The 22,805-nt window shown below is 69.7% G+C and carries 19 protein-coding genes; 2 read left to right on the top strand and 17 right to left on the bottom strand.

The genetic code is table 11. The annotated features are described in order from the left end of the window. Positions 1 to 17: 17 nt before the first annotated feature. The 3 genes from LRF89_RS11790 to putP form a co-directional block, all read right to left on the bottom strand. Positions 18 to 2,243, bottom strand: coding sequence for a TonB-dependent receptor (locus LRF89_RS11790; RefSeq protein ID WP_238637179.1), 2,226 nt, complete (start codon positions 2,241 to 2,243; stop codon positions 18 to 20). 87 nt (positions 2,244 to 2,330) lie between these two features. Beyond that, on the bottom strand, positions 2,331 to 2,810 hold the full coding sequence (tsaA, locus tag LRF89_RS11785) for a tRNA (N6-threonylcarbamoyladenosine(37)-N6)-methyltransferase TrmO (RefSeq protein ID WP_238634970.1): 480 nt from the start codon (positions 2,808 to 2,810) through the stop codon (positions 2,331 to 2,333). A 228-nt stretch (positions 2,811 to 3,038) separates the two neighbouring features. Then, complete coding sequence (putP, locus tag LRF89_RS11780; protein WP_274519787.1) at positions 3,039 to 4,520, bottom strand: sodium/proline symporter PutP; 1,482 nt, start codon at positions 4,518 to 4,520, stop codon at positions 3,039 to 3,041. A 451-nt stretch (positions 4,521 to 4,971) separates the two neighbouring features. Between putP and putA the strand changes: the two genes are divergently transcribed. Further along, positions 4,972 to 8,139, top strand: coding sequence for a bifunctional proline dehydrogenase/L-glutamate gamma-semialdehyde dehydrogenase PutA (gene putA / locus LRF89_RS11775; protein ID WP_238637178.1), 3,168 nt, complete (start codon positions 4,972 to 4,974; stop codon positions 8,137 to 8,139). Positions 8,140 to 8,523: 384 nt separating this feature from the next. On the opposite strand, the gene cysK is transcribed toward putA, so the two are convergent. Beyond that, positions 8,524 to 9,504, bottom strand: a complete 981-nt coding sequence (gene cysK / locus LRF89_RS11770; RefSeq protein WP_238637177.1) for a cysteine synthase A — start codon at positions 9,502 to 9,504, stop codon at positions 8,524 to 8,526. Between the two features lie 185 nt (positions 9,505 to 9,689). Between cysK and phbB the strand changes: the two genes are divergently transcribed. After that, entirely contained in the window at positions 9,690 to 10,436 is a 747-nt protein-coding gene (gene phbB, locus LRF89_RS11765; protein ID WP_238637176.1) for an acetoacetyl-CoA reductase, read from the top strand. 44 nt (positions 10,437 to 10,480) lie between these two features. Here phbB and LRF89_RS11760 read toward each other — a convergent pair whose 3' ends face one another. From LRF89_RS11760 to serC, 13 genes are all read right to left on the bottom strand, one after another. Then, complete coding sequence (locus LRF89_RS11760) at positions 10,481 to 10,777, bottom strand: ComEA family DNA-binding protein (protein ID WP_238637175.1); 297 nt, start codon at positions 10,775 to 10,777, stop codon at positions 10,481 to 10,483. Positions 10,778 to 10,907: 130 nt separating this feature from the next. Then, positions 10,908 to 11,618: an orotidine-5'-phosphate decarboxylase gene (gene pyrF / locus LRF89_RS11755; RefSeq protein ID WP_201168642.1), complete on the bottom strand. Its 711-nt coding sequence runs from the start codon at positions 11,616 to 11,618 to the stop codon at positions 10,908 to 10,910. Continuing rightward, on the bottom strand, positions 11,615 to 12,784 hold the full coding sequence (gene lapB, locus LRF89_RS11750) for a lipopolysaccharide assembly protein LapB (protein WP_201168644.1): 1,170 nt from the start codon (positions 12,782 to 12,784) through the stop codon (positions 11,615 to 11,617). The genes pyrF and lapB overlap by 4 nt, the downstream gene beginning before the upstream one ends. A gap of 5 nt (positions 12,785 to 12,789) precedes the next feature. After that, positions 12,790 to 13,083 (bottom strand): LapA family protein, encoded by a 294-nt coding sequence (locus LRF89_RS11745; protein WP_201168646.1) that lies wholly within the window; start codon positions 13,081 to 13,083, stop codon positions 12,790 to 12,792. A gap of 34 nt (positions 13,084 to 13,117) precedes the next feature. Continuing rightward, positions 13,118 to 13,426, bottom strand: a complete 309-nt coding sequence (locus LRF89_RS11740) for an integration host factor subunit beta (RefSeq protein WP_201168648.1) — start codon at positions 13,424 to 13,426, stop codon at positions 13,118 to 13,120. A gap of 73 nt (positions 13,427 to 13,499) precedes the next feature. After that, on the bottom strand, positions 13,500 to 15,182 hold the full coding sequence (gene rpsA, locus LRF89_RS11735) for a 30S ribosomal protein S1 (protein ID WP_201168650.1): 1,683 nt from the start codon (positions 15,180 to 15,182) through the stop codon (positions 13,500 to 13,502). 138 nt (positions 15,183 to 15,320) lie between these two features. Continuing rightward, positions 15,321 to 16,004, bottom strand: coding sequence for a (d)CMP kinase (cmk, locus tag LRF89_RS11730; RefSeq protein ID WP_201168652.1), 684 nt, complete (start codon positions 16,002 to 16,004; stop codon positions 15,321 to 15,323). A 27-nt stretch (positions 16,005 to 16,031) separates the two neighbouring features. Continuing rightward, on the bottom strand, positions 16,032 to 17,363 hold the full coding sequence (aroA, locus tag LRF89_RS11725) for a 3-phosphoshikimate 1-carboxyvinyltransferase (RefSeq protein WP_201168720.1): 1,332 nt from the start codon (positions 17,361 to 17,363) through the stop codon (positions 16,032 to 16,034). Positions 17,364 to 17,368: 5 nt separating this feature from the next. After that, the gene (locus LRF89_RS11720) at positions 17,369 to 18,244 is read right to left on the bottom strand and encodes a prephenate dehydrogenase (protein WP_238634972.1); all 876 of its coding nucleotides are present in this window, start codon (positions 18,242 to 18,244) and stop codon (positions 17,369 to 17,371) included. Further along, positions 18,241 to 19,386 (bottom strand): histidinol-phosphate transaminase, encoded by a 1,146-nt coding sequence (hisC, locus tag LRF89_RS11715; protein WP_201168659.1) that lies wholly within the window; start codon positions 19,384 to 19,386, stop codon positions 18,241 to 18,243. Before hisC ends, LRF89_RS11720 begins: the two co-directional genes overlap by 4 nt. Before the next feature lie 3 nt (positions 19,387 to 19,389). Further along, positions 19,390 to 20,478 (bottom strand): prephenate dehydratase, encoded by a 1,089-nt coding sequence (pheA, locus tag LRF89_RS11710; RefSeq protein ID WP_238637174.1) that lies wholly within the window; start codon positions 20,476 to 20,478, stop codon positions 19,390 to 19,392. 9 nt (positions 20,479 to 20,487) lie between these two features. Then, positions 20,488 to 21,657: a phosphoglycerate dehydrogenase gene (locus tag LRF89_RS11705; RefSeq protein ID WP_201168665.1), complete on the bottom strand. Its 1,170-nt coding sequence runs from the start codon at positions 21,655 to 21,657 to the stop codon at positions 20,488 to 20,490. A gap of 5 nt (positions 21,658 to 21,662) precedes the next feature. Beyond that, positions 21,663 to 22,742: a 3-phosphoserine/phosphohydroxythreonine transaminase gene (gene serC, locus LRF89_RS11700; RefSeq protein WP_201168667.1), complete on the bottom strand. Its 1,080-nt coding sequence runs from the start codon at positions 22,740 to 22,742 to the stop codon at positions 21,663 to 21,665. Between the last annotated feature and the right edge of the window lie 63 nt (positions 22,743 to 22,805).

Raw genomic sequence — 22,805 nt, 5'->3', positions numbered from 1 at the left:
CCCCGCCACGCCACCGGCTAGAAGTTGTAGCTCGCCCCCAGGGTGTAGTTGCGGCCGAGGATCGGCGCCGAGCTCTTGAAGAAGCTCTCGTGGCGTCGGCCGTCCTCGTCGAGGAGGTTCCGGCCGCGGAAGAACACGCGCAGCTCCTCGACATCCTGCGGTTCCCAGCCGATATCGAAGCCGACCAGGTTGTAGCTGCCGGTCTCGGTCTCCGCCGGGCCGGTATCCGTCTGCCGGAAAACGTGTCGCCAGTCCACGGCGAAGTCCAGAGTCCGCCAGGCGGTGTCCACGCCGATCCCCAGCCGCGGCGCCGTCATCCGCGGCAGGCTCCCGCCGTCGCGGAAACGCCCGCGCAGGTAGTCGCCGCTGGCCCGGGCGGTCACCGGCCAGTCGGCCACGGTGAGATCGTGCTCCGCCTCGAACTCCAGGCCGTAGAGGTGGACGTCGGCGGCGGTGTTGTAGACCAGCTGATCGCCGCCGTCCTCTTGCACAACTTCATCGTCATCCGCCCCAACGCGCAGGGGCTCGCCGTTGTCGTCGAAGCTCTGGAAGTAGATGTAGTCATCCACCCGGTTGTAGAAGACCGCGGCGTCGTAGCGGACCGCCCCCTGGTGGCGCTCCAGGGCGATGTCCAGGTTGAGGTACTGCTCCTCGCCGAGATCCGGATCCCCCACCTCCCAGGTGCCGGCGGCGCCGTGGCGGCCGAAGGCGTAGAGCTGCTCGGCCGAGGGGGCGCGCTCGGCGTAGGTCACCGAGGTGCGCAGGCGGTGGGCGTCGTCGAGCTCGAAGCGGGCACCGGCGGAGGCGCTGCCGGTAGTGAAGGTGCGGCTGCCGAGTTCCTCCTGGAAGTTGCGCTCGGGCACGTCGACCCCGTTGATACTGCCGTCTTCGGCGACCTTCTTGATTTGCTGGTCCGCCACATCCGCCGGCCGTGAGCGCTCGTGGTTGAGCCGGGCACCGAACTCCACGGCGCCGAAGCCGGTGGGCAGCTCCTCGACCACGAAGACCCCGGTGGAGGTGGTCTCGTTGGGCCGGATGAGGTCGTCCCGGCCCTCGCGGGGATCCGCGCCGACGTAGTCCACATCGTGGAAATCGATGCCTACGGTCCCGCGCAGCCCGCCGAGGGCGTCCAGGGGATCGTGGGTCAGCTCCAGCCGGGCGTCGAGCTCGTCCTGCTCGAAGGTCGCCTCCAGCTCTCGCTTGTCCAGCCGTCCGGTGCTCGTGTCGTACTCGTACTCGATCTCATCCTGGACGAACTCGGTGTAGGAGAGATTGAAACGGGCGGCCGAGAAGCCGTCGAACGGGTCGTAGAACTCACTGCGCAGATCGAAGCGGTCGTGCTCGGCGTAGATCCGCTCGTACTCGTCGGAGAGGTCGATATCGCCTGTGTTATGCACCGGGAAGAAGGCCTCCGGCACGCCGTACTCGATCTCCCAGCGGTCGTAGCCGACGCCGATGTAGCCCCAGTCCTCCGACCACATCCCGGTCAGCGACCAGCTGTCGTCCTTGACGTCGCTGTTGACCAGCGTATCGCGGATCAGGTGATCGCCGTCGCGTCCCTCCTCAAGCTGGAAGCCGGCGATGTCGGCGTCGTCGCTGCGACTGAGGCTGTAGTCGGTGCGCAGGGCGAACCCCTCGGTCAGGGGCACCTCGACACCGGCGTAGCCCTGGCGCTTGTTGGCATTGTCGGTGTAGGCGCCGTAAAGGCGGCCGGAGACCTGGTCCCCGATAAACGGGTCAAAGCGGCTGGTGACCATGTTCACGGCCCCGCCGGCGGCCCCGGAGCCGTACATCAGTGTCGCCGGCCCGCGGATGAACTCCACCGACTGCGCCCGCCGCGAGTCCCCCCCGACGGCGTGATCGACGCCCTCGTCCGAGACATCGCTGATGCGCATGCCGTCCTGCAGCTCCTCGACCCGGGACCCCTGCAGGCCACGGATCGTGGGCCGGCCCACGCCGGGCCCGAAGTCCGCGTTGCTGATCCCCGGCAGGCCGTCGAGGACCTCGCCGATGGTCCCGCCACCGCGACGGCGCTCCAGCGCCTCACCCTCCACCACCGAGATCGGGCGCACGAGTTCGCTCTCCGTGCGGCTGCCCAGGGGATCGCCGGTCACGGTCACCTGGGGCAGGACCTCGGCCCCCGAGTCCCCAAGCACCGCCGCCGGTGCCGCCAGCCCCGCCAGACCGGCCGCCGGCAGTGCGCCGCGCCACGATACCGCGAGGGTCCGGAACCGGAGTATCATGCTACCTCCTTCATGCAAATGCGAATGCGTCCTGTTTATTTTATCCGCTCAACCGTATCCCGCCAGGGGCTGCGGCAGCCGCGCCCCCTACGGCCGGAAGCGCTCGTCCGCCCGACCCTCGGCGAAGCGGGCCCGGGCCTCGTCCAGCCAGCCGCGGCGCACCGGGCCCTGTGGACCCAACTCCGGCGTACACGGCTTGATGTCGAGTAGCGGCGTGCCGTCGAGCATGTCCGGCCCCCGGATCTCGAGGGTGTTGCCGCGCACCGCCTCCAGTCGCACGGTGGACAGGCCGATGGGGTTCGGCCGCCGGGGCGCCCGGGTGGCGAAGACACCGTGGGGGCGATCATCGAGAAAGGGGACCACCTCGAGCTCGTAGCCCTCGCTGCGGTCGAAGAGAAAGATCAGGGTGATGTGCGAGAACCCGTCCAGATCCTTGAGCCCGGCCGCGTAGGCGGGATCGACCTCCACCCGGCCGGTGAAGTCGCCGGCACCGCTCGGCTGGACCGGCATACCGCGACGTTCGGTGTGCGGGGTGCGGATCACCCCGATCGGCTGCATCTCGATCATGCGCTCCTCCTCTGCAGGCAGGTCACGCCCCTGCGGGGCGCAAACGCGCACAGTCTGCGTCATTGCGCGGGCGCATGCAGCCTTGTTGCATCAGCACACGGCGCACGGGGGAAGTGCAGGCGCACATCGAGGGCAAGGATCCCGCCCGGACCCAATACCTGGCGCGGCGAGGGATACGTGCCCCCGCCGCCCAGGTGCCAACGAGCCCCGGGCGGCGGGTGCGACGGGTCAGTCCATACGCGCCCGGACGCGATCGAACTCGCGCTCGATCTCCTCGCCGGGACGGCCACCAATGCGGCTGAAGACCAGGATCGCCAGTGTCCCGAGGATGAAGCCGGGCAGGATCTCGTACATATCGAACAGGCCACCCTCGAGCAGATCCCAGACGACCACCGTCACCGCACCGACGACGATCCCCGCCAGCGCACCGTTGCGGGTGGTACCCCGCCAGAACACCGAGAGGATGATCACCGGGCCGAAGGCGGCACCGAATCCAGCCCAGGCGTAGGCGACCAGGTCGAGGACCGCGGCGTCCGGATCGAACGCCAACAGCGTTGCGAAGAGTCCGATGACGAGCACCGTGGCACGGCCGACCCAGACCAGCTCGCGATCGCCGGCGCGCGGGCGCAGGAAGCGCTTGTAGAAGTCCTCGGACAGGGCCGAGGAGGAGACCAGCAGCTGCGAGTCGATGGTGCTCATGATCGCCGCCAGCACCGCCGCCAGCAGGCAGCCGGCCACCCACGGGTTGAACAGCGCCTGGATCAGGGCCAGGAAGACCGTCTCGGGGTTGTCCAGGGTGCCGGTCCCCTCGAAGAAGGCGATACCGGCAAAGCCGGTGAAGATCGCCCCGAACAGGGCAAAGACCATCCAGCTGATGCCGATGAACCGGGCCGCCGGGATGTCCTTCGGGCTGCGGATGGCCATGAATCGGGTCAGCACGTGGGGCTGCCCGAAGTAGCCCAGCCCCCAAGCCATCAGCGAGATGATGCTGAACAACGTCACGTCGTGGAAGGCATCCAGCGCCCCGGGCTCGAAGTCCGCCACCGCCCCGGCGGTCTCCGACCAGCCGCCGAGATTCATCACCGTGATCACCGGCACCAGGATCAGCGCGACGAACATCAGGATGCCCTGGATGAAGTCGGTCCAACTAACCGCCAGGAAGCCGCCAAGCAGGGTGTAGACCAGGATCACCGAGGCGCCGACCGCCAGGGCCAGCGTGTAGTCCACGCCAAAGGTGTCCTCGAACAGCGTGCCCGCCGCCACCAGCCCGGCCGAGGTGTAGAAGGTGAAAAAGAGCAGGATCACCAGGGCGGAGACCACGCGCAGGGCGGAGGTCCGGTCCCGGAAACGGTTCTCGAAGTAGGCGGGGATGGTGATGGAGTCCCGCGCCACCTCGGTGTAGCGGCGCAGCCGCTCGGCGATGAACTGCCAGTTGAGGTAGGCGCCGATGGCCAGGCCCACCGCGATCCAGATCTGATTCATCCCCGAGGCGTAGACCGCCCCGGGCAAGCCGAGCAGCAGCCAGCCGCTCATGTCCGAGGCGCCGGCGGACAGGGCCGCAGTCCCCGATCCGAGACGCCGCCCGCCGAGGATGTAGTCGGCCAGGCTCTTGGTGAAGCGGTAGGCGAAGAGCCCCACCAGGATCATGAGGATCAAGTAGACGACAAAGGTCGCCAGCAGCGGGATGTTCAGGTCGAGCTCCCCGTTCATTGGTCCTCCTCCCGCAGCTTGCGGCGCACCAGGCTCGCCAGCGCGAGCACCACCACCAGCAACATCGGCACCAGCAGCCAGAACCAGGTGGCTGCCGTGAGGTTCTCTTCCATAGCCCGCTCCTCCGCTTGTGCAACGCCCGCCGCCCGGCGGCCGCGGGTCAGGGTCAACGATTACCGGGTGCAGATTCCGTGCCGCTGCGCACCGCCCGGCATCCCCGGACGCAGGCGCGGCGATTGCACCATGCGTGACCGGGGATGAAATACCAGGCACTGCGATCGTGCAAGGCACTGCGCCGGCATACCGCCCTCGCCGACCCGGCCGACAGGCGCCACAATCAGGGAAAGCGCCGCCCGCTCGCAGGCCGAGCACTGCGCGCGGGGCGGGCTGGCACGCGCCCTGCACGCAGCAGGCGATGTCCGCCCTGATTCGATCCGCCCGAGGAGGTGCCATGAGCGCGTTCGTCCATCCGGACCCCGAGCAGCTGCTGCCCGTCGAGCGCCAACCCCTGGCCGCGGCCTATCGCATCGACGAGCCCACCCGCAGCCAGGCCCTAATCCGGGAGGCCGAGTGCGACCCGCAGACCCGGGCGCGTATCCAGGAGCGGGCCCGCACCCTGGTCCACGGCATGATCCGTGCCCAGCGCCGCCAGTCCTCGCTGACCGCGCTGCTCCACGAGTACGACCTCTCCAGCGAGGAAGGGGTCGCGCTCATGTGCCTGGCCGAAGCGTTACTGCGCATCCCCGACGCCCCCACGGCCGATCGGCTGATCCACGACAAGCTCGGCGCCGGAGGCTGGTCATCGCACCTGGGCCGCGACCGCCGCCTGCTGGTCAACGCCGCCACCCTGGGCCTGGCGCTGACCGGGCGGATCCTCGATGCCGGCGAAGCCGAACGCTGGTTCGGGGCTCAACTGCGCGGTGCCATGGCGCGCCGGGGGGCGCCACTGATCCGCCGCGCGGTGCGCCGCTCCATGGGCCTGCTCGGCGAGACCTTTGTCCTCGGCCGCGACATCCCCGAGGCGCAGCGGCGTGCCCGCAAGCTCGAAGCCAAGGGGTACCGCTACTCCTACGACATGCTCGGCGAAGCGGCGCGGACCGATGCCGACGCCGAGCGCTTCTTCCAGGCTTACTGCGCAGGGATCGAACACTTTGGCCGCAGCGCCGACCCCAACGCATCGATGGACGCCCGCGCCGAGGTCTCGGTGAAGCTCTCGGCCCTCGACCCGCGCTTCGAGCCCGGCCAGGAGGAACGCGTCCGGGAGACGGTCATCCCACGGCTGCAGGCGCTCTGCCGACGGGCCCGGGAGGCCGGCATCGCCCTGTGCGTGGACGCCGAGGAAGCGGCCCGGTTGGATCTGACCCTGGACGTGCTCGAGGCGGTGATGGCCGACCCCGAACTGGCCGACTGGCACGGCCTGGGGATCGCGGTGCAGGCCTACCAGAAGCGGGCGCCGGAGTGGATCGAGTGGCTCGCCGAACGGGCGCGGCACCACCAGCGACGGCTGCGGGTCCGCCTGGTCAAGGGCGCCTACTGGGACACCGAGGTCAAGGACACCCAGATCCAGGGCCTCGACGACTACCCCGTCTTCACGCGCAAGGCGGCCAGCGACGTCTGCTTCCTGGCCTGCGCCCGGCGCATGCTGCGCTACCCCGAACAGATCTACCCCCAGTTCGCCACCCACAACGCCCACACGGTGGCCGCCGTGCTGGAACTGGCCGAAGAGCAACCCTTCGAGTTCCAGCGCCTGCACGGCATGGCCGACGAGCTTTACGATCAACTCGTCGACGCCCGCCCCGGCCGCGGTGTCCCGGTGCGTATTTACGCGCCGGTGGGCCAGCACGAGGCCCTGCTCCCCTACCTGGTCCGTCGGCTGCTCGAGAACGGCGCCAACTCCTCCTTCGTCAACCGGATCCACGAGGGCGATGTGGAGACCCTGATCGCCGATCCGGTGGAGCACCTGCGCTCGCGCCCGACCCTGCGCCACCCCCACCTGCCGCTGCCGGCCGGGATCTTCGGCCCGGACCGAACCAACAGCCGCGGCATCGACTTCTCCAACCGCCAGGAGACCGCGACCCTGGCCGAGGCGATGACCGCCGCTGCCGAGTCCCGGCGTGAGGCGCGGCCGATCATCAACGGACGTGGCGCCCCCGAAGCCGACGGCACCTGGGCCGACGTCTGCAGCCCCACCGACACCGGGCAGCGGGTGGGCAGCGTGCTGTGGGCCGGCCCCGAACACCTGGAGCAGGCCCTGGCCGGCGCCGCCGCAGCGTGGCCGCGCTGGGCCGCCACACCGGTCGAAGAGCGCGCCCGCGCCCTGGAACGCCTGGCCGATCTCTACGAGGCGCACACCGCCGAACTCATGACCCTCTGCACCCTGGAGGGCGGCAAGACGCTGCGCGATGGCATCGCCGAGGTCCGCGAGGCGGTGGACTTCTGCCGTTACTACGCCGCCCAGGCGCGACGACTGATGGCTGAGCCGACGCCGCTGCCCGGCCCAACCGGCGAGACCAACACGCTACAACTCCATGGCCGCGGCACGTATCTGTGCATCAGCCCCTGGAACCTGCCGCTGGCGATCTTCACCGGTCAGATCACCGCCGCCCTGGCCGCCGGCAACGCAGTGATCGCCAAGCCGGCGGAGCAGACGCCGCTGATCGCCCAACGGGCGGTGACGCTGATGCACCAGGCGGGCATCCCTGGCGACGTGCTCCACCTGCTACCCGGCGAGGGCGGGCGCATCGGGCCGCCGCTGGTCGCCGACCGGCGCATCGACGGCGTGGCCTTCACCGGCTCGGTGGCTACGGCGCAGCAGATCCACCGCACCCTGGCCGGGCGTGACGGCCCCATCGTTCCCCTGATCGCCGAGACCGGTGGCCTCAACGCCCTGATCGTGGACTCCAGCGCCCTGCCCGAGCAGGCGGTGGTGGACGTCCTGCGCTCGGCGTTCTTCAGTACCGGTCAGCGCTGCTCGGCGCTGCGCCTGCTTTGCCTCCAGGAGGACATCGCCGAACCTTTTCTAGAGATGCTGCGCGGTGCCATGGACGCCCTGCGGGTCGGCGACCCGCGCTGGCTGGCCACCGACATCGGCCCGGTCATCGATGCCTCGGCCCGGGCCCGGCTGGAGGCCCACCATGAGGCGATGGCCGCCGCCGGCCGGGTGGTCCATCGAACACCTCTGGGCGACGCCGGAGCCCGCGGCCATTTTGTCCCCCCGTCGCTCTACCGGCTGGACGCCATCGAGGACCTGCAGGAGGAGTTCTTTGGGCCGATGCTCCACTACACCACTTGGCGGGCGGGGGAACTCGAGTCGGTGGTGGAGCGGATCAACGCCGCCGGTTATGGGCTGACGTTCGGTGTGCACAGCCGCGTCGACAGTCATCGGGATGCGGCCACGCGGGCGATCCGCGCCGGCAACGCCTATGTGAACCGGGATATCGTCGGTGCGGTGGTCGGCTCGCAGCCCTTCGGCGGCGAGGGGCTGTCGGGCACCGGTTTCAAGGCGGGCGGTCCGAACTACCTACTGCGCTTCGTCAACGAGCGGGTGGTCACGGAGAACACGGCCGCGGCCGGGGGCAATGCCTCGCTCTTCGCCCTGGGCGAGGATGACGAGGCGTAAGCGGCGAGGAGCCGGCGGGCAGACGGTTCACCCACCTGCTTGAGCGTCGACACAGCCCGGAGCCGGTGGATGCTGCGGCCGTGGGAGGCGGGGGCGCGACAAAGGCGCATTGAGCGCACCGAGCAGCGCAGCCCCCTCGGGGCATGCGGGGCGAACCTTTGCCGGTTCGCACCGCATAGCGCGTAGCGTACGAGCGCCGCGCAGCGGCGCGAGCTTTACGCGCGGCCCCGAGGGGGGAGCAGCGCAGGGGACGCCGAAGGGGTGCGCTCGTCAGCGCCGTTGTCGCGCCCCCGCCTCCCACGGCCGCAGCGAGCCGTTCTCGGGTTTCGCCCGCCGCATCGCCCAAGCAGGTGGACCGCCTGCCCTCTCACCACCGCCTGCCGTTTACGCCTCGTCGTCCAGCCCCTCGAACAGCGGGGTCGAAAGATAGCGCTCGGCGCTAGAGGCGAGGATGACCACCAGACGCTGACCGGCCAGCTCCGGGCGCGCGGCCACCCGCACCGCCGCCGCCAATGCCGCGCCGCTGGAGATCCCGCAGGGAACCCCCTCCAATCGTGCCACACGACGACTCATGGCCAGCGCCTCAGCGTCCTCCACCTGCAGGGTCTCATCCACCAGCGCGGCATCCAGGGTCTCCGGCAGGAAGCCGGCACCAATGCCCTGCAGACCGTGAGGGCCGGGTGCCCCGCCGGAGAGCACCGGCGAGCCGGCCGGTTCCACAGCGTAGGCGCGGAACCCCGGCCGACGCTCCTTGAGCAGACCGGCGACCCCGGTCAGCGTACCGCCGGTCCCCACCCCGGCGATCAGCCCGTCCACAGCGCCACCGGTGTCCCGCCAGATCTCCTCGGCGGTACCACAGCGATGGGCGCGGGGATTGGCCGGATTGCTGAACTGAGCCGGCTGGAAGCTGTCGGGGATCTCCTCGAGCAGTGCATCGGCCCGGTCGATGGCGCCGCGCATGCCCGCCGCCGGGTCGGTCAGTTCGACCCGGGCGCCGTAGAAGGCGAAGAGCTTGCTGCGCTCGGTGGACATGTTCGCCGGCATGGTCAGGATCAGCCGATAACCCCGGGCCGCGGCGATGAAGGCCAGACCGATGCCGGTGTTCCCCGAGGTGGGCTCGACCAGCGTTGAATGCCCCGGCGTGATCCGCCCCTGCGCCTCCGCCGCCTCGATCATGGCCAGGGCGATGCGGTCCTTGACCGAGCTGAGCGGGTTGAACATCTCGAGCTTGGCCAGCAGCTCGGCGGCGAGCCCCGCCTCGGCGCCGAGCCGCGGCAGGCGCACCAGGGGCGTGCGGCCGATGGTGGCCACGAAGTCGTCGTAGATCCGCCCGCTTTCCGGCGCGGGCCCCTCCGTCTTTGTCATTCCACCTCCCCAAAAAAGGATTCGCAGGAGCGTTTCCATCCCGCAGCATAACCCACCGCCACGCTGCGCTGCGTCATTTGCAAAAGGATGCATAGCCCCTATTCTGGGGAAAAAGCCGCAGGCAGCCGCTCCTGCCAAGGCGGCACGACCACGGACAAGGAACGGCATCGAAGGGGGAGAACCTTATGAGCCAGAAGACGGCACTGGTAACCGGCGGGCTCGGCGGTCTCGGCGCGGCGGTGTGCGAGCGCCTGGGCCGCAGCGGACACACCGTGGTGACCACCTACACCTCGGACAACGGCCGAGTCGACAAGTGGCGGGAGCGGCTCCAGCAGCGCGGCGTGACGACGCCGGTGCACGCGGTCCAGTGCGACGTAGCCGACTGGGACTCCTGTGCCGCCATGGCCGAGGCGGTGCGTGAACGCGCCGGCCCGGTCGACATCCTGGTCAACAACGCCGGCATCACCAAGGACGGCAGCTTCAAGAAGATGACCCGGGAGAACTGGGACGCGGTGATGCGCACCAACCTGGACAGCGTCTTCAACGTCACCAAGCAGTTCGCCGACGACATGGCCGACCGCGGCTGGGGCCGCGTCATCAATGTTGCCTCGGTCAATGGCCGCAAGGGGCAGTTCGGGCAGTGCAACTACGCTGCGACCAAGGCCGGCATGCACGGCTTCACCATGTCCCTGGCCCGGGAGCTGGCACGCAAGGGCGTGACGGTGAACACCGTCTCGCCGGGCTATCTGGCCACCGACATGGTCATGTCCATGAAGGAGGAGGTACGTCAGCAGATCATCGAGACCATCCCGGTGCAGCGGCTCGGCGAGCCCGACGAGGTGGCCTCGCTGATCGAGTATCTCGCCTCGGAGGACGCCGGCTTCATCACCGGCGCCAACCTCGACATCAACGGCGGCCTGCACATGGAGTGATCGCCGGTGGCGGGGGCGGCCCCGCCGCCCCCGCCTTCACCGCCCTAGTTGGCGTCCTCCACCCGGATCCGTTCCCGGTTGTCCTCCACGGTCGCCGGGCCCACGCCGCTGACGCGAATGAGGTCGTCGGCATCCCGGAAGGGACCGTTGGCCTCGCGCTCCTCGACGATCTCGGCCGCCCGCACTTCGCCGACGCCGGTCAGCCCGGCGGCGAGTTCTTCGGCACCGGCTTCATTGATGTCCACGCCCCCGGCGGCCTGGACAGCCCCGGCGGTGAGCGTGAGTGCGGTGAGGGTCGCGGGGATGGACGCGCGGATAGCGCCGCTGAGTTGCTCAGGCATGTCGGATCCTCCTTGATGCTTGTGCCTGTAAGTCGCCACTCCCTGGCGACGGACGACACCGTCTTGCGACGGCGTCGGTATTAATGTAGCAGCCCACCCCGGCCGGGCCAATCGGGGACGGCGCCGGCGTTCACCCGGCGGCGGCAATCTCGGCGCCGATCCCGGCGGCGGCGGCGGCAGGATCGTCGGCGGCGGTGATCGGGCGGCCGACGACCAGGTAATCACATCCGGCGGCCACCGCCGCAGCCGGGGTGGCGATGCGCTGCTGATCCCCGACCGCCGCCCCGGCCGGACGCACGCCGGGGGTGACCCGAAGCAGGCCACCGCCGAAGCGCTCACCGATGGCTGCGGCCTCCTCCGGCGAGCAGACCACGCCATCGAGCCCGCTGGAACGGGCCAGCCCGGCCAGCCGCAGAACCGCCTCACGCGGCGGCCCGGCCAGGCCGATCTCCTCGAGGGTGGCGGCGTCGTGGCTGGTCAGCACGGTGACCGCCGTGAGCAGGGTCTGCCCGTCGGCAGCCGCCACCGCCTCGCCGGCGGCCTCGAGCATCCGCCGTCCGCCGAGGGCGTGGACGTTGACCATCCAGACGCCGAGTTCCGCCGCCGCGCGGCAGGCACCGGCCACGGTATTGGGGATATCGTGGTACTTGAGGTCGAGGAAGACCTCGAACCCCCGCCCCTGGAGTCGCTCCACCAGCTGCGGTCCGGCGCGGGTGAACAGCTCCTTACCCACCTTCAGCCGACACAGCCGCGGATCGAGCTGCGCGGCCAGGGCCTCGGCCGGGGCCGCCGCGGGGAAGTCCAACGCCACGATCAGTCGCGGCCCGGCAGGTACGTTCATCCGCCCTCCGTCTCGTTCTGCGGTCGAATGCTCGCCCAGCTCTGGCAGCCGGGGCACTGCCAGAACAGGGTCCGCCCCGAGAAACCGCAGCGCCGGCAGCGGTAGAGGGCGCGACCGGCCTCCAGCTTCTCGAAGAGATCGAGCAGGATCTGCATCTCGCGCGGGTCGATGGGCTCACCCACCGAGTGGGTCAGCGCCACCAGGCGGCGGATGCCGTCCAGCGAGGGCTGCCGGCGCAGCATCAGCGTCAGCTCGCGGATCGCCGCCTGCGTGCCGCGGCGCTCACGGATGACCTCGGCCAGGCGGACCATCAGGCGGCCGTCCGGCATGCGCGTGACCGTATCCCGCAGGAAGGTCTCCATCTGCCCCGGGCGCCCCAGCCCGCGGTAGGCGGCGGCCAGGCCGTCGAGGATCTCGGGCAGCAGCGCCGGATCCTGCGTACCCACCGCCTCATACGCCTTGACCGCGGCCTTGTAGCGTCCCAGCTCGCGCTCCAGGTCACCGAGGAGCATGTTCGCCCGGGCACAGTCCGGGTCGGCACTCAGCGCCCGGCGTAGCGCCTTGCGGGCGTGCTCGGTGTACCCCCGGCTCAGGGCGTGGGCGGCCTGCTCGCAGCGCAACTGGCCGATCCGGACCCGATAGTCGCCCTCGCCCACCCGCTCCAGGTGCTCGGCGGTCTCGATGGCGCGGTCCCATTCGCGCTCGTGCTCGTAGATGGTCAGCAGCCGGCGCAGGGCCTGATCGACGTGGGCGTCCTGCTCCACCACCTCCTGGAAGAGCTTCTCGGCCCGGTCGAAGACCCCTGCCTTCATGTAGTCCTCGCCCAGCGCGAGCAACGCGTAGGTGCGCTGGCGTCGGGTCAGCGACGGACGGGCAATGAGGTTCTGGTGGATGCGGATGGCCCGGTCGACCTCGCCCCGCCGACGGAAGACGCTGCCCAGCGCCAGGTGGGTCTCAGCGGTATCGCTGTCGACCTCGACCATGCGGGTGAACACCTCCAGCGCCTTGTCTCGCTCCTCGTTGAGCAGGTAGTTGAGGCCCTGGAAGTAAGCATCCGAGATCGGAGGGGAGTAGGAATCGTGGTGCTCGTCACCTCCGCCGCGCCGGCCGATCCACCATCCGGAAAGGGCGGCTACTGGCAGCAGTAGCCACAGCAGCTCGTGCATCGGGGTCAGTCACTGTCTCCCAGCGGCACGCGGCGCATGGCCTGCAGCTGCCGCTCGGCGTAGCCGAGCTGCCGCCGGAGCCGGGAGACTTCGCGGCGACGGCGCCAGACGGCGCCGATGCTGGTCAGGGCGCCGAGGGCGGCGCCGACGATGAGCGTGATCACCAGGGCCACGGACAGCGCCACCTGGAACTCCGCGAAGAAGACATCCACAGCGACCGGATCCGCATTCAGCACGGAGAAGGCAAGCCCGATAAGAATGATCAGAAGGATACCGATGATGGCGAATATGCGTCGCATGGGCCGGCTCTCACCCTCTATGGCTGGAAACGATTCACTGCGAGCGCAGCGGCGCCTGGTGGCGGCTGCTGTTTACGCGCTCCCGCAGCTCCTTACCCGGCTTGAAGTGTGGCACGTACTTGGCTGGCAGCGCCACGGGTTCTCCGGTCTTGGGGTTGCGGCCCATCCGCGCTGGGCGGTGGTGGAGGGAAAAGCTCCCGAAGCCGCGGATCTCGATCCGCTCGCCGTTGGCCAGGGTCTCGCTCATGTGCTCGAGCATCTTCTTGACCGCGTCTTCAACGTCCTTGTGAGCCAGATGCGGCTGCTTGGACGCAATGGCCTCAATGAGCTCGGACTTCGTCATGGGTCGGGGGTCTCTGCTTGCTGGCTCGGATCGGCGGGACCGGGGGGCGCACGGCCCCCCGGGGTCACCGGACTCAGTTGTCCTGGTTGCCCTTCATCTGCTCCTTGAGCAGATCGCCGAGCTGCGTGGTGCCGGCACTCGGCCCCGGGCGGGCGTGCTCCTGCACCGCCACCTGCTCCTCCTCGGCCTCCTGGGCACGCAGGGAGAGGTTGACCGTGCGGTTGCGACGATCGACGCCGACGAACTTGGCCTCGAGCTCCTGCCCCTCCTCAAGGACCGAGCGGGCGTCCTCGACGCGCTCCTTGGCCAGGTCCGAGGCGCGGATGTAGCCCTCGACACCGCCGCCGACGTCCAGGGTCGCGCCCTTGGCCTCGACGGAGAGGATCTTGGCCTTGACCGTGGCGCCCTTCTGGTGGTCGGCCAGCCACTGGCTCAGCGGATCCTGCTCCAGCTGCTTGATGCCCAGCGAGATGCGCTCACGCTCGGGGTCGATCGACAGGACGACGGTCTCGACCTCCTCGCCCTTGCGGTAGTTGCGCACCGCCTCCTCGCCGGCCTCGTCCCAGGACAGGTCGGAGAGGTGAACCAGGCCGTCGATGCCGCCCTCCAGGCCGACGAAGATGCCGAAATCGGTGATCGACTTGATCTGACCGACGACGCGATCGCCCTTGGCGTATTTGGCGGCGAACTCATCCCACGGGTTCGGCTGACACTGCTTCATACCCAGCGAGATGCGGCGGCGCTCCTCGTCGATGTCGAGGATCATCACCTCGACGTCGTCGCCGACCGCAACCAGCTTCGCCGGATTGACGTTCTTGTTGGTCCAGTCCATCTCGGAGACGTGGACCAGGCCCTCGACGCCCTCCTCGATCTCGACGAAGCAGCCGTACTCGGTGATGTTGGTGACCTTGCCCGGCACGCGCGCCCCCTCCGGGTAGCGCTGCGCGATGGCCTCCCACGGGTCAGCGCCGAGCTGCTTGAGGCCGAGCGAGACGCGGTTGCGCTCGCGGTCGAACTTGAGCACCTTGACCTCGATCTCCTGGCCGACCTCGACCACCTCCGAGGGGTTCTTGACCCGGCGCCAGGCCATGTCGGTGATGTGCAGCAGGCCGTCGATGCCGCCGAGGTCGACGAAGGCGCCGTAGTCGGTCAGGTTCTTGACGATGCCCTTGAGGGTCTCGCCCTCCTGGAGCTTCTCGAGCAGGGCCTCGCGCTCGGCGCTGTACTCCTCCTCGACCACCGCGCGGCGGGAGACCACCACGTTGTTGCGACGGGCATCGAGCTTGATGACCTTGAACTCGAGGTCCTTGCCTTCCAGATAGGTGGTGTCGCGCACGGGGCGGATGTCCACCAGGGAGCCGGGCAGGAAGGCGCGGATGTGGCCCAGATCGACGGTGAAACCGCCCTTGACCTTGCCGCTGATCTGACCGGACACGGTCTCGCTGTTCTCGTAGGCCTTCTCGAGGGCACGCCAGGCGTAGGCGCGCTTGGCCCGCTCGCGGGAGAGCCGCGTTTCGCCGAAGCCGTCCTCGACGGTGTCGAGGGCCACCTCGACCTCGTCGCCGACGTTCACCTCCAGGTTCCCGGCCTCGTCATAGAACTGCGAGACAGGGATCACCGCCTCGGACTTGAGGCCGGCGTTGACGATCACGTCCTCGTTGTCGATCCCCACGACCTTCGCCGTAACAATGGCGCCAGGCCGCATATCGGTGTTCGCAAGGCTCTCCTCAAAGAGTTCCGCAAAGCTTTCGGTCATCGCTCAGTCGATCCAGGACCGTGTCACGGTCAGTTGTTGGTGGTGGATTTCGGCGGCCACGGCCGCCGGCCCTTCCTTTAATACGATTTACGGCCGCCTGCCACCCCGCGGGGGGCGGCGGCGACGCGCTTGTGCCGATTATCCCAGCCGTCCCCGCACTTGCGCCAGTACCCGTTCGATCACCGTTTCGATGGCCAGGCCAGTGGTATCGAGGTATTCGGCGTCCGGGGCGGGCTTCAGTGGCGCCGTGGTACGGGAGGCGTCGCGTCGGTCTCGCTCGGCTATCTCTTCCGACAGGCTCGCAAGGCTAACATCGGCCCCCTGCTCCTTCAACTGGTTATAGCGCCGCCGCGCGCGCTCCTCGGCGCTGGCGGTGAGAAAGACCTTCACCGGCGCGTCGGGGAAGACCACGGTGCCCATATCGCGGCCGTCGGCCACCAGCCCCGGGGGGCGGCGGAAGTCGCGCTGACGCTGCAGGAGGGCGTCACGCACCGCCTGCAGAGCCGCCACCTGCGAGGCCAGGGCCCCGGTGGTCTCGGTGCGCAGCTCGGCCGAGACGTCGTCGCCGTCGAGGAGGATCCGCTCCGCCCCGTCGGCGACCCGAAACTCCGCCGGCAGCACGGCCGCCAGCTCGGCGGCCCGCGGCGCATCGTCGGCGGCCACACCCTGGCGCTGGCAGTAGAGCCCGGTCAGGCGGTAGAGCGCACCGCTGTCCAGGAAATGCCAGCCGAGGGCAAGCACCACGGCCTTGGCCACGGTGCCCTTTCCGGCCCCGCTGGGGCCGTCGATGGCAAGTACGGGAGGGGGATTGGTCTGGGTCATGAAGTTTCAGGTTTCGACGGTTAGGGTTCAGGGGGTATGGGCGGGCCCGGCGTCGACCTCCACCCCCATCCCCAGCCGGCGCAGCAGTTCCACAAAACCGGGGAAGGAGGTGCGCACGTTCTCGCAGGACTCGATCGCCACCGGGGCCTCGGCACGCAGGGCGGCGATGGCGAAGGCCATGGCGATGCGGTGGTCGGTATGACTGTGCACCTGCCCACCGTCGAGCACCGGCCGGCCGACGATGCGGGCCCCATCCTCGCGAGGCTCGACCGTCACCCCCAGCGCCTGCAGGCCCTCGGCCATCACCGCGATGCGGTCGGACTCCTTAACGCGCAGCTCGGCGGCGCCGGTGAGCAGCGTCTCGCCCTCGGCGCAGGCGGCCGCGATGAACAGCGCCGGGAACTCGTCGATGGCCAGTGGCACCAGCTCCTCGGGGATGGCGATGCCACGCAGCCCGGCGGAACGCACCCGCAGGTCCGCCACCGGCTCGCCACCGACCTCGTCGGTACCCAGCACCTCGATATCGGCGCCCATGCGCCGGAGGATCTCCACCACGCCGGTGCGGGTGGGGTTCCAGCCGACATGGCGCAGGGTCAGGTCCGAGCCCGGGGCAATGCTCGCCGCGACCAGCAGGAAGGCGGCCGAGGAGATGTCCGCCGGGACGTCGACGCGGGTCCCGTACAGACGCCGCCCGCCCTCCAGGCAGACCGTGGCCAGATCGCGGGAGACCGGGTAACCGAACCCCTGGAGCATGCGCTCGGTGTGATCGCGGGTGGGGGCCGGCTCAGTGACGCAGGTGTGGCCGGCAGCGCGCATGCCGGCGAGCAGCAGCGCCGATTTCACCTGGGCGCTGGCCACCGGCAGCGTGTAATCGATGCCGGTCAGCGGGCTGCCTCCGTGGATGCGCAGCGGAGCGGTGCCGGCCTCGCTGGTGGTGATCCGCGCGCCCATCTCCGCCAGGGGCTCGGTGACCCGGCGCATCGGGCGACGGTTGAGCGAGGCATCGCCGGTGAGCACGGTGTCGAACGGCAGCCCGGCCAGCAGTCCGGCGAGCAGGCGCATGGAGGTGCCGGAGTTGCCCACGTCCAGCTCGGAGGCCGGCGGACGCAGCCCTTCCCAGCCCACCCCGTGGACCGTCACCGCGCCGTGCTCCGGACCGTCGATGGCCACGCCGAGGCCGCGGAAGACCTCGATGGTGGCCAGGACGTCGGCCCCCTCGAGCAGACCGGTGACCTGCGTGGTGCCATCGGCCAGGGCGCCGAGCATCACCGCCCGGTGGGAGATCGACTTGTCCCCGGGGACCCGGGCCTCGCCGCGGATCGCCCCGCCCGGGGCGACCCGCCAGTTCTCGTTTTGCATCGCGCTCACGAGCGCCCCTCCAGCAAGCGCAGGAAGCCGGCGCGGGCCTCCTGGGCATTCTCGAACACACGCAGGACCCGATCGTCGTCACCGGCGGCCAGCGCGTCGGTCAGCCGCCCCAGATCCTCCTGGTAGCGGCGCAGTGCCGCGACCACATGCGCCCGGTTGGCGGTGCAGATATCCCGCCACATGGCCGGATCCGACGAGGCGATGCGGGTGAAGTCGCGGAAACCACCGGCGGCGTACTCAAAGATCTCCTGCCGGTCATCCCAGCCGGCCAGGGCATCCACCAGCGCATAGGCGAGCGCGTGCGGCAGATGGGAGGTGGCCGCCAGGACCTCATCGTGGTGATCGGCCTCCATGCGCACGACTTGGGCACCGGCCGCCCGCCACATGGCCGCGACGCGCTCGACCGCCTCCTCGGGGTTCTCCGCCGTGGGGGTCAGGATGACCCGACGGCGATCGTAGAGTTCGGCGAAGGCGGCCTCCACGCCGCTGTTCTCGGTGCCGGCGATCGGGTGGCCGGGCACCAGCCACGCCGGCGGCGTCCCGTAGACGGCACGGGCGTCCTCGATCACCGAGCCCTTGACGCTCCCGGCGTCGGTCACCACGGTACCGGGCTCCACCGCCCCCTCGAGGGCGGCCAGAACCCCGCGCATGGCACGCAGCGGCACGCAGATCACCACCAGACCGGCGCCTCGAACCGCCTCGGCCGGATCGTGGCAACCGCGGTCGATCACCCCCAACGACCGGGCACGCTCCAGGTTGGCGGCGCTGCGCCCGCAGCCGACCACCTCCTCCACCGCCGCATGGCGGCGCAGGGACAGGGCCAGCGATCCACCGATCAGGCCCACGCCGATGATCGCCAGGCGCCGGATCACGCCGTACCTCCGTGCAACTGCCGGGAGAGCGCGGCCAGGAAGGTGCGGTTCTCCACCGGCGTGCCCACGCTCACACGCAGGTGCCCGGGCAGGTCGTAGGCGTCCACCGGGCGGACGATAACCCCGCTGCGCAGCAGCCCCTCGTTGAGCTCCGCCGCCCGATCCCCTGCGTCGAAGGTCAGGAAGTTGCCGGCGGACGGCAGCGGGGCGAAGCCCAACTCCTCCAGGCCGCGGCGCAGTACCGCGCGCTGCTCGGTGTTGAGCGCCACCGAACGCTCCAGGTACTCGCAGTCGGCCAGCGACGCGACCGCCGCCGCCTGGGCCGGGCCCGAGCAGTTGAACGGCTGGCGCACGCGGTTCATCAGCTCGGCAACCGCCGGATGCGACAGGGCGTAGCCGGCCCGCAGGCCGCCGAGGCCGTGGACCTTCGAGAAGCTGCGGGTGACGATGAGATTCGGGTAATCGTCGAGCCAACGACTGGCATCGGGGTAGTCCGCCTCCTCCACCGCGTACTCGAAGTACGCCTCGTCGACCACCGCCAGGGTCGTCGCCGGCACGGCGTCGAGAAACCGGCGCAGCGCCTCGCCCCCGACCCAGGTGCCGGTCGGGTTATTGGGGTTGGCGACGAAGACCACCTGGACCGATTCGTCCGTGGCGGCGGCCATCGCCTCCAGGTCGTGGCCGCGGGGCTGCTCCGGGTGCCCGGCGGGTAACGCCGGTACCACCCGGGCCTCGGCCCCCGCCGCCTGGGTCACGATCGGGTAGACGGCGAAGGCGTGGGCCGAGAAGACTGCGCGGCGTCCAGGGCCGAGAAAGGTCTGCGCCACGAGGGCGAGGACATCGTTGGAGCCGTTGCCCAGCGTCACCCGCCCCGGATCCACCCCGTGGCGCTCGCCGATGGCGTGCCGGAGTTCGAAGCCGTTGCCGTCCGGGTAGCGGTGACCGGCCTGGACCGCGGCGGTGGCGGCCTCCGCCGCCCGCGGCGAGGGCCCCAGCGGGTTCTCGTTGGAGGCGAGCTTGATCACCTCCTCGACACCGTAGTCGCGGCGCAGCTCTTCGATGGGCTTGCCGGGTTCATACGGGGCAAGCCCGCGTACACCCGGATTGGCCAGATCGAGAAATGCGGATTCGGATGCAGCCATGGATCAGATCGCCCTTGGATAGGAGCCGAGAACACGGAAGAGGCTGGCACGCTGGCGCATCTCCTCCAGGGGGCCGCGCAGGTGCTCGTCCTCGGCGTGCCCGAGGATGTCGATGAAGAACACGTACTCCCACACCCCCTGCTGGCGCGCCGGACGCGACTCGATCCGGGTCATGTCGATGCCGTTGCGCGCCAGCGGCTCAAGGAGCTGGAAGAGCAGCCCGGAGCGGTTGGCGCTGGAGACCACCAGCGAGGTCTTGTCGTGACCACTCGGCGGCGGGGACTGGTAGCCGAGAACCAGAAAGCGGGTGGTGTTGCCGTGGTAGTCCTCGATGCGCTCCTGGAGCAGCGGCACGCCGTAGCGCTCCGCCGCCGCCTCGCTGGCGATGGCCGCGGCGTTGGGCTCCAGGGCCGCCAGCCGGGCCGCCTCGGCGGTGCTGGAGACCGGATGGCGCTCGGCCTGCGGCAAATGGGTCTCGAGCCAGGCGCGGCACTGCGAGAGCCCCTGCTGGTGCGAGTAGACCCGCTCGACCGAGGTCAGCCCACCGGCGTGGCTGGCCAGGGCGTGGTGGATGCGCAGCTCCACCTCGCCAACGATGGCCAGCTCCGAGTCCAGGAAGCGGTCCAGGGTGTGGCTAACCACCCCCTCGGAGGAGTTCTCCACGGGGACCACGCCGTAGTGCGCCGCCCCCGATTCCACCTCGCGGAATACGCCGCCGATGGTGGCCTGAGGCGACATGCCGGCATCGTGGCCGAAGTGCTTGCTGGCCGCCTCTTCGGTGAAGGTGCCCTGCGGGCCGAGGAAGGCGACGGTCAGCGGCTGCTGCAGCGCCCGGCACGCGGACATGACCTCGCGGAAGAGGACCGTGACCTGCTCACGGGTCAGCGGCCCCCGGTTGCGCTCGACGAGCCGCCGCAGGATCTCCGCCTCCCGCTCAGGCCGGTAGACCTTGAGCGCTTCACCGCGGCGGGCCTTGGCGCGGGCCACCTCCTCAGCCAGGCGAGCCCGCTCGCTGACCAGCTCGAGGATCTGGTCGTCGATCCCGTCGATCCGTTGCCGCAGCGCAACCAGGTCGTCATTGTCGACGGACATCGCTCCCCCTCAGCGGATCACGCGGACCTTCAGAACCCCCTCGATGCCGCGCAGTTCCTCGGCCACCGCTTCCGGCACCTCGCCCTCGACGTCCACCAAGGTGTAGGCCAGGCGTTCCTGCGCCTTGTTGAACATGTCGTCGATGTTCAGACCGTGCTGCGCCAGCAGACTGGAGATCTGACCGAGCATGTTCGGCACGTTGGCGTTGACCACGCACAGGCGGTCGCCCTTGCCGCTGCGCGGCATGCTCATGTCCGGGAAGTTGACCGCGTTGCGCACGTTGCCGGTCTCCAGGTAATCGCGCACCTGATCGGCCACCATGATGGCGCAGTTCTCCTGGGCCTCGTGGGTCGATGCCCCGAGGTGCGGCAGCGTCACCGCCCGCGGATGGTCCTTGACGGCATTGCTGGGGAAGTCGCTGACGTAGGCGTGCAGACGCTCCTCGTTGAGTGCCTCGAGCACGTCGCCCTCATCCACCACCTCGGCGCGCGAGAAGTTGAGCAGCGTAGCCCCCTGGCGGGCCTGGGCCAGGCGCGAGGCATTGATCAGCCCCCGGGTGGCGTCGATCAGCGGCACGTGGATGGTGATCATGTCCGAGCGCGCCATGACATCGCCCACACTGTGCGCCGCCTCGACCCCGGAGTCCAGGGCCCAGGCGGCATCCACGGTGATCTGCGGGTCGAAACCGACGACCTTCATGCCCAGGGCCCGGGCGGTATTGGCCACCTGGACGCCGATGGCGCCGAGGCCAACCACGCCCAGGGTGCGCCCGGGCAGCTCAAAGCCGACGAAGCGCTTCTTGTTGGCCTCCATGGCCTCATGCAGCTCGGCGTCGCTGCCCTGCAGGCCCCGGGCATACTCCCAGGCCGGACAGATGTTGCGCGCGGCCAGGAACAACCCGGCGATGACCAGCTCCTTAACCGCGTTGGCGTTGGCACCCGGGGCATTGAACACCGGCACGCCGCGCTCGGTCATGTCCCCGACCGGGATGTTGTTGACGCCCGCCCCGGCGCGGCCGATGGCCACCACGGAATCGGGAACCTCCTGGCCGTGCAGGTCGGCGGAACGGACCAGGATGGCGTCCGGGTGCGCGATGTCCGAGGAGGTCTCGAAACGCTCGCGGGGCAGCCGGTCCAGGCCCTTCACCGAGATGTTGTTCAGCGTGAGGATGCGGTACATGGGATTCACCCGTTTCGCCTCTCGAAGTCGGCCATGAACTCGATCAGCCGGTCGACACCGGCTTCGGGCATGGCGTTGTAGATCGAGGCCCGCATGCCACCCACCGAGCGGTGCCCCTTGAGGGTGGTCAGACCGGCCGCCTCGGCCTCCTCGAGGAAGGTCTTGTCGAGGCTGTCGTCGGCGAGCACGAAGGGTACGTTCATCCACGAGCGCGCCTGCGGGTCCACCGGGTTGCTGTAAAAGCCGGAACCGTCGATGGCGTCGTAGAGCTTCTGCGCCTTGCGGTGGTTGATCTCGGCCATCGCCTCGAGCCCGCCGAGCTCCTTGAGCCACTGGAAGACCAGCCCGGCAATGTAGAGCGGATAGGTGGCCGGCGTATTGAGCATGGAGTCGGCGTCGACCTGCTGCTTGTAGTCCCAGACCGTGGGGGTCTGCGGCATCGCCTGGCCGATCAGGTCCTCGCGGACGATGACCAGGGTCACGCCGGCCGGGCCGATGTTCTTCTGCGCCCCGGCGTAGATCAGGCCGTAGCGGCTGACGTCGATGGGCCGCGACAGCAGCGTCGAGGACATGTCGGCGACCAGCGGCTTGTCCCCGACGTCCGGCAGCCAGTGGAACTCCACGCCGCTGATCGTCTCGTTGGGGGTGAAGTGGACGTAGGCGGCGTCGTCGGAAAGCTGCCACTGCGACTGCGGCGGGATGTGCATCATGTCCGGCTCGCCGGAGGCGGCGACGTTAACGTCGCAGAACTTCTTCGCCTCGGCGATGGCCTTCTTGGACCACTGCCCGGTGTAGATGTAGTCGGCGCGCTGCCCGCCACGGAGCAGGTTCATCGGAATGGCCGAGAACTGGCCAGTAGCACCGCCCTGGAGAAAGAGCACCTTATAGTTGTCCGGGATCTGCAGCAGTTCCCGCAGGTCGGCCTCGGCCTTCTCGGCGATGGAGACGTACGCCTTGCCACGGTGGCTCATCTCCATGACCGACATGCCGGTGCCGTGCCAGTCGAGCATCTCGTCGGCGGCCTGGCGCATCACCGCCTCGGGGAGCATGGCCGGACCGGCGCTGAAGTTGAAGACTCTACTCATGCGGTGATCCTCGGTTGCGAAACACGAATTCCCGGGGCCCCGGGCGGCGCTGCCGCCCGGCGG

Origin of the sequence: Halorhodospira sp. 9621, assembly GCF_022228055.1 — a bacterium.
Lineage (GTDB): Bacteria > Pseudomonadota > Gammaproteobacteria > Nitrococcales > Halorhodospiraceae > Halorhodospira > Halorhodospira halophila_A.
The sequence above is the reverse complement of the archived record's forward strand: the minus strand, read 5'-3'. Positions and strand labels throughout refer to the sequence as shown.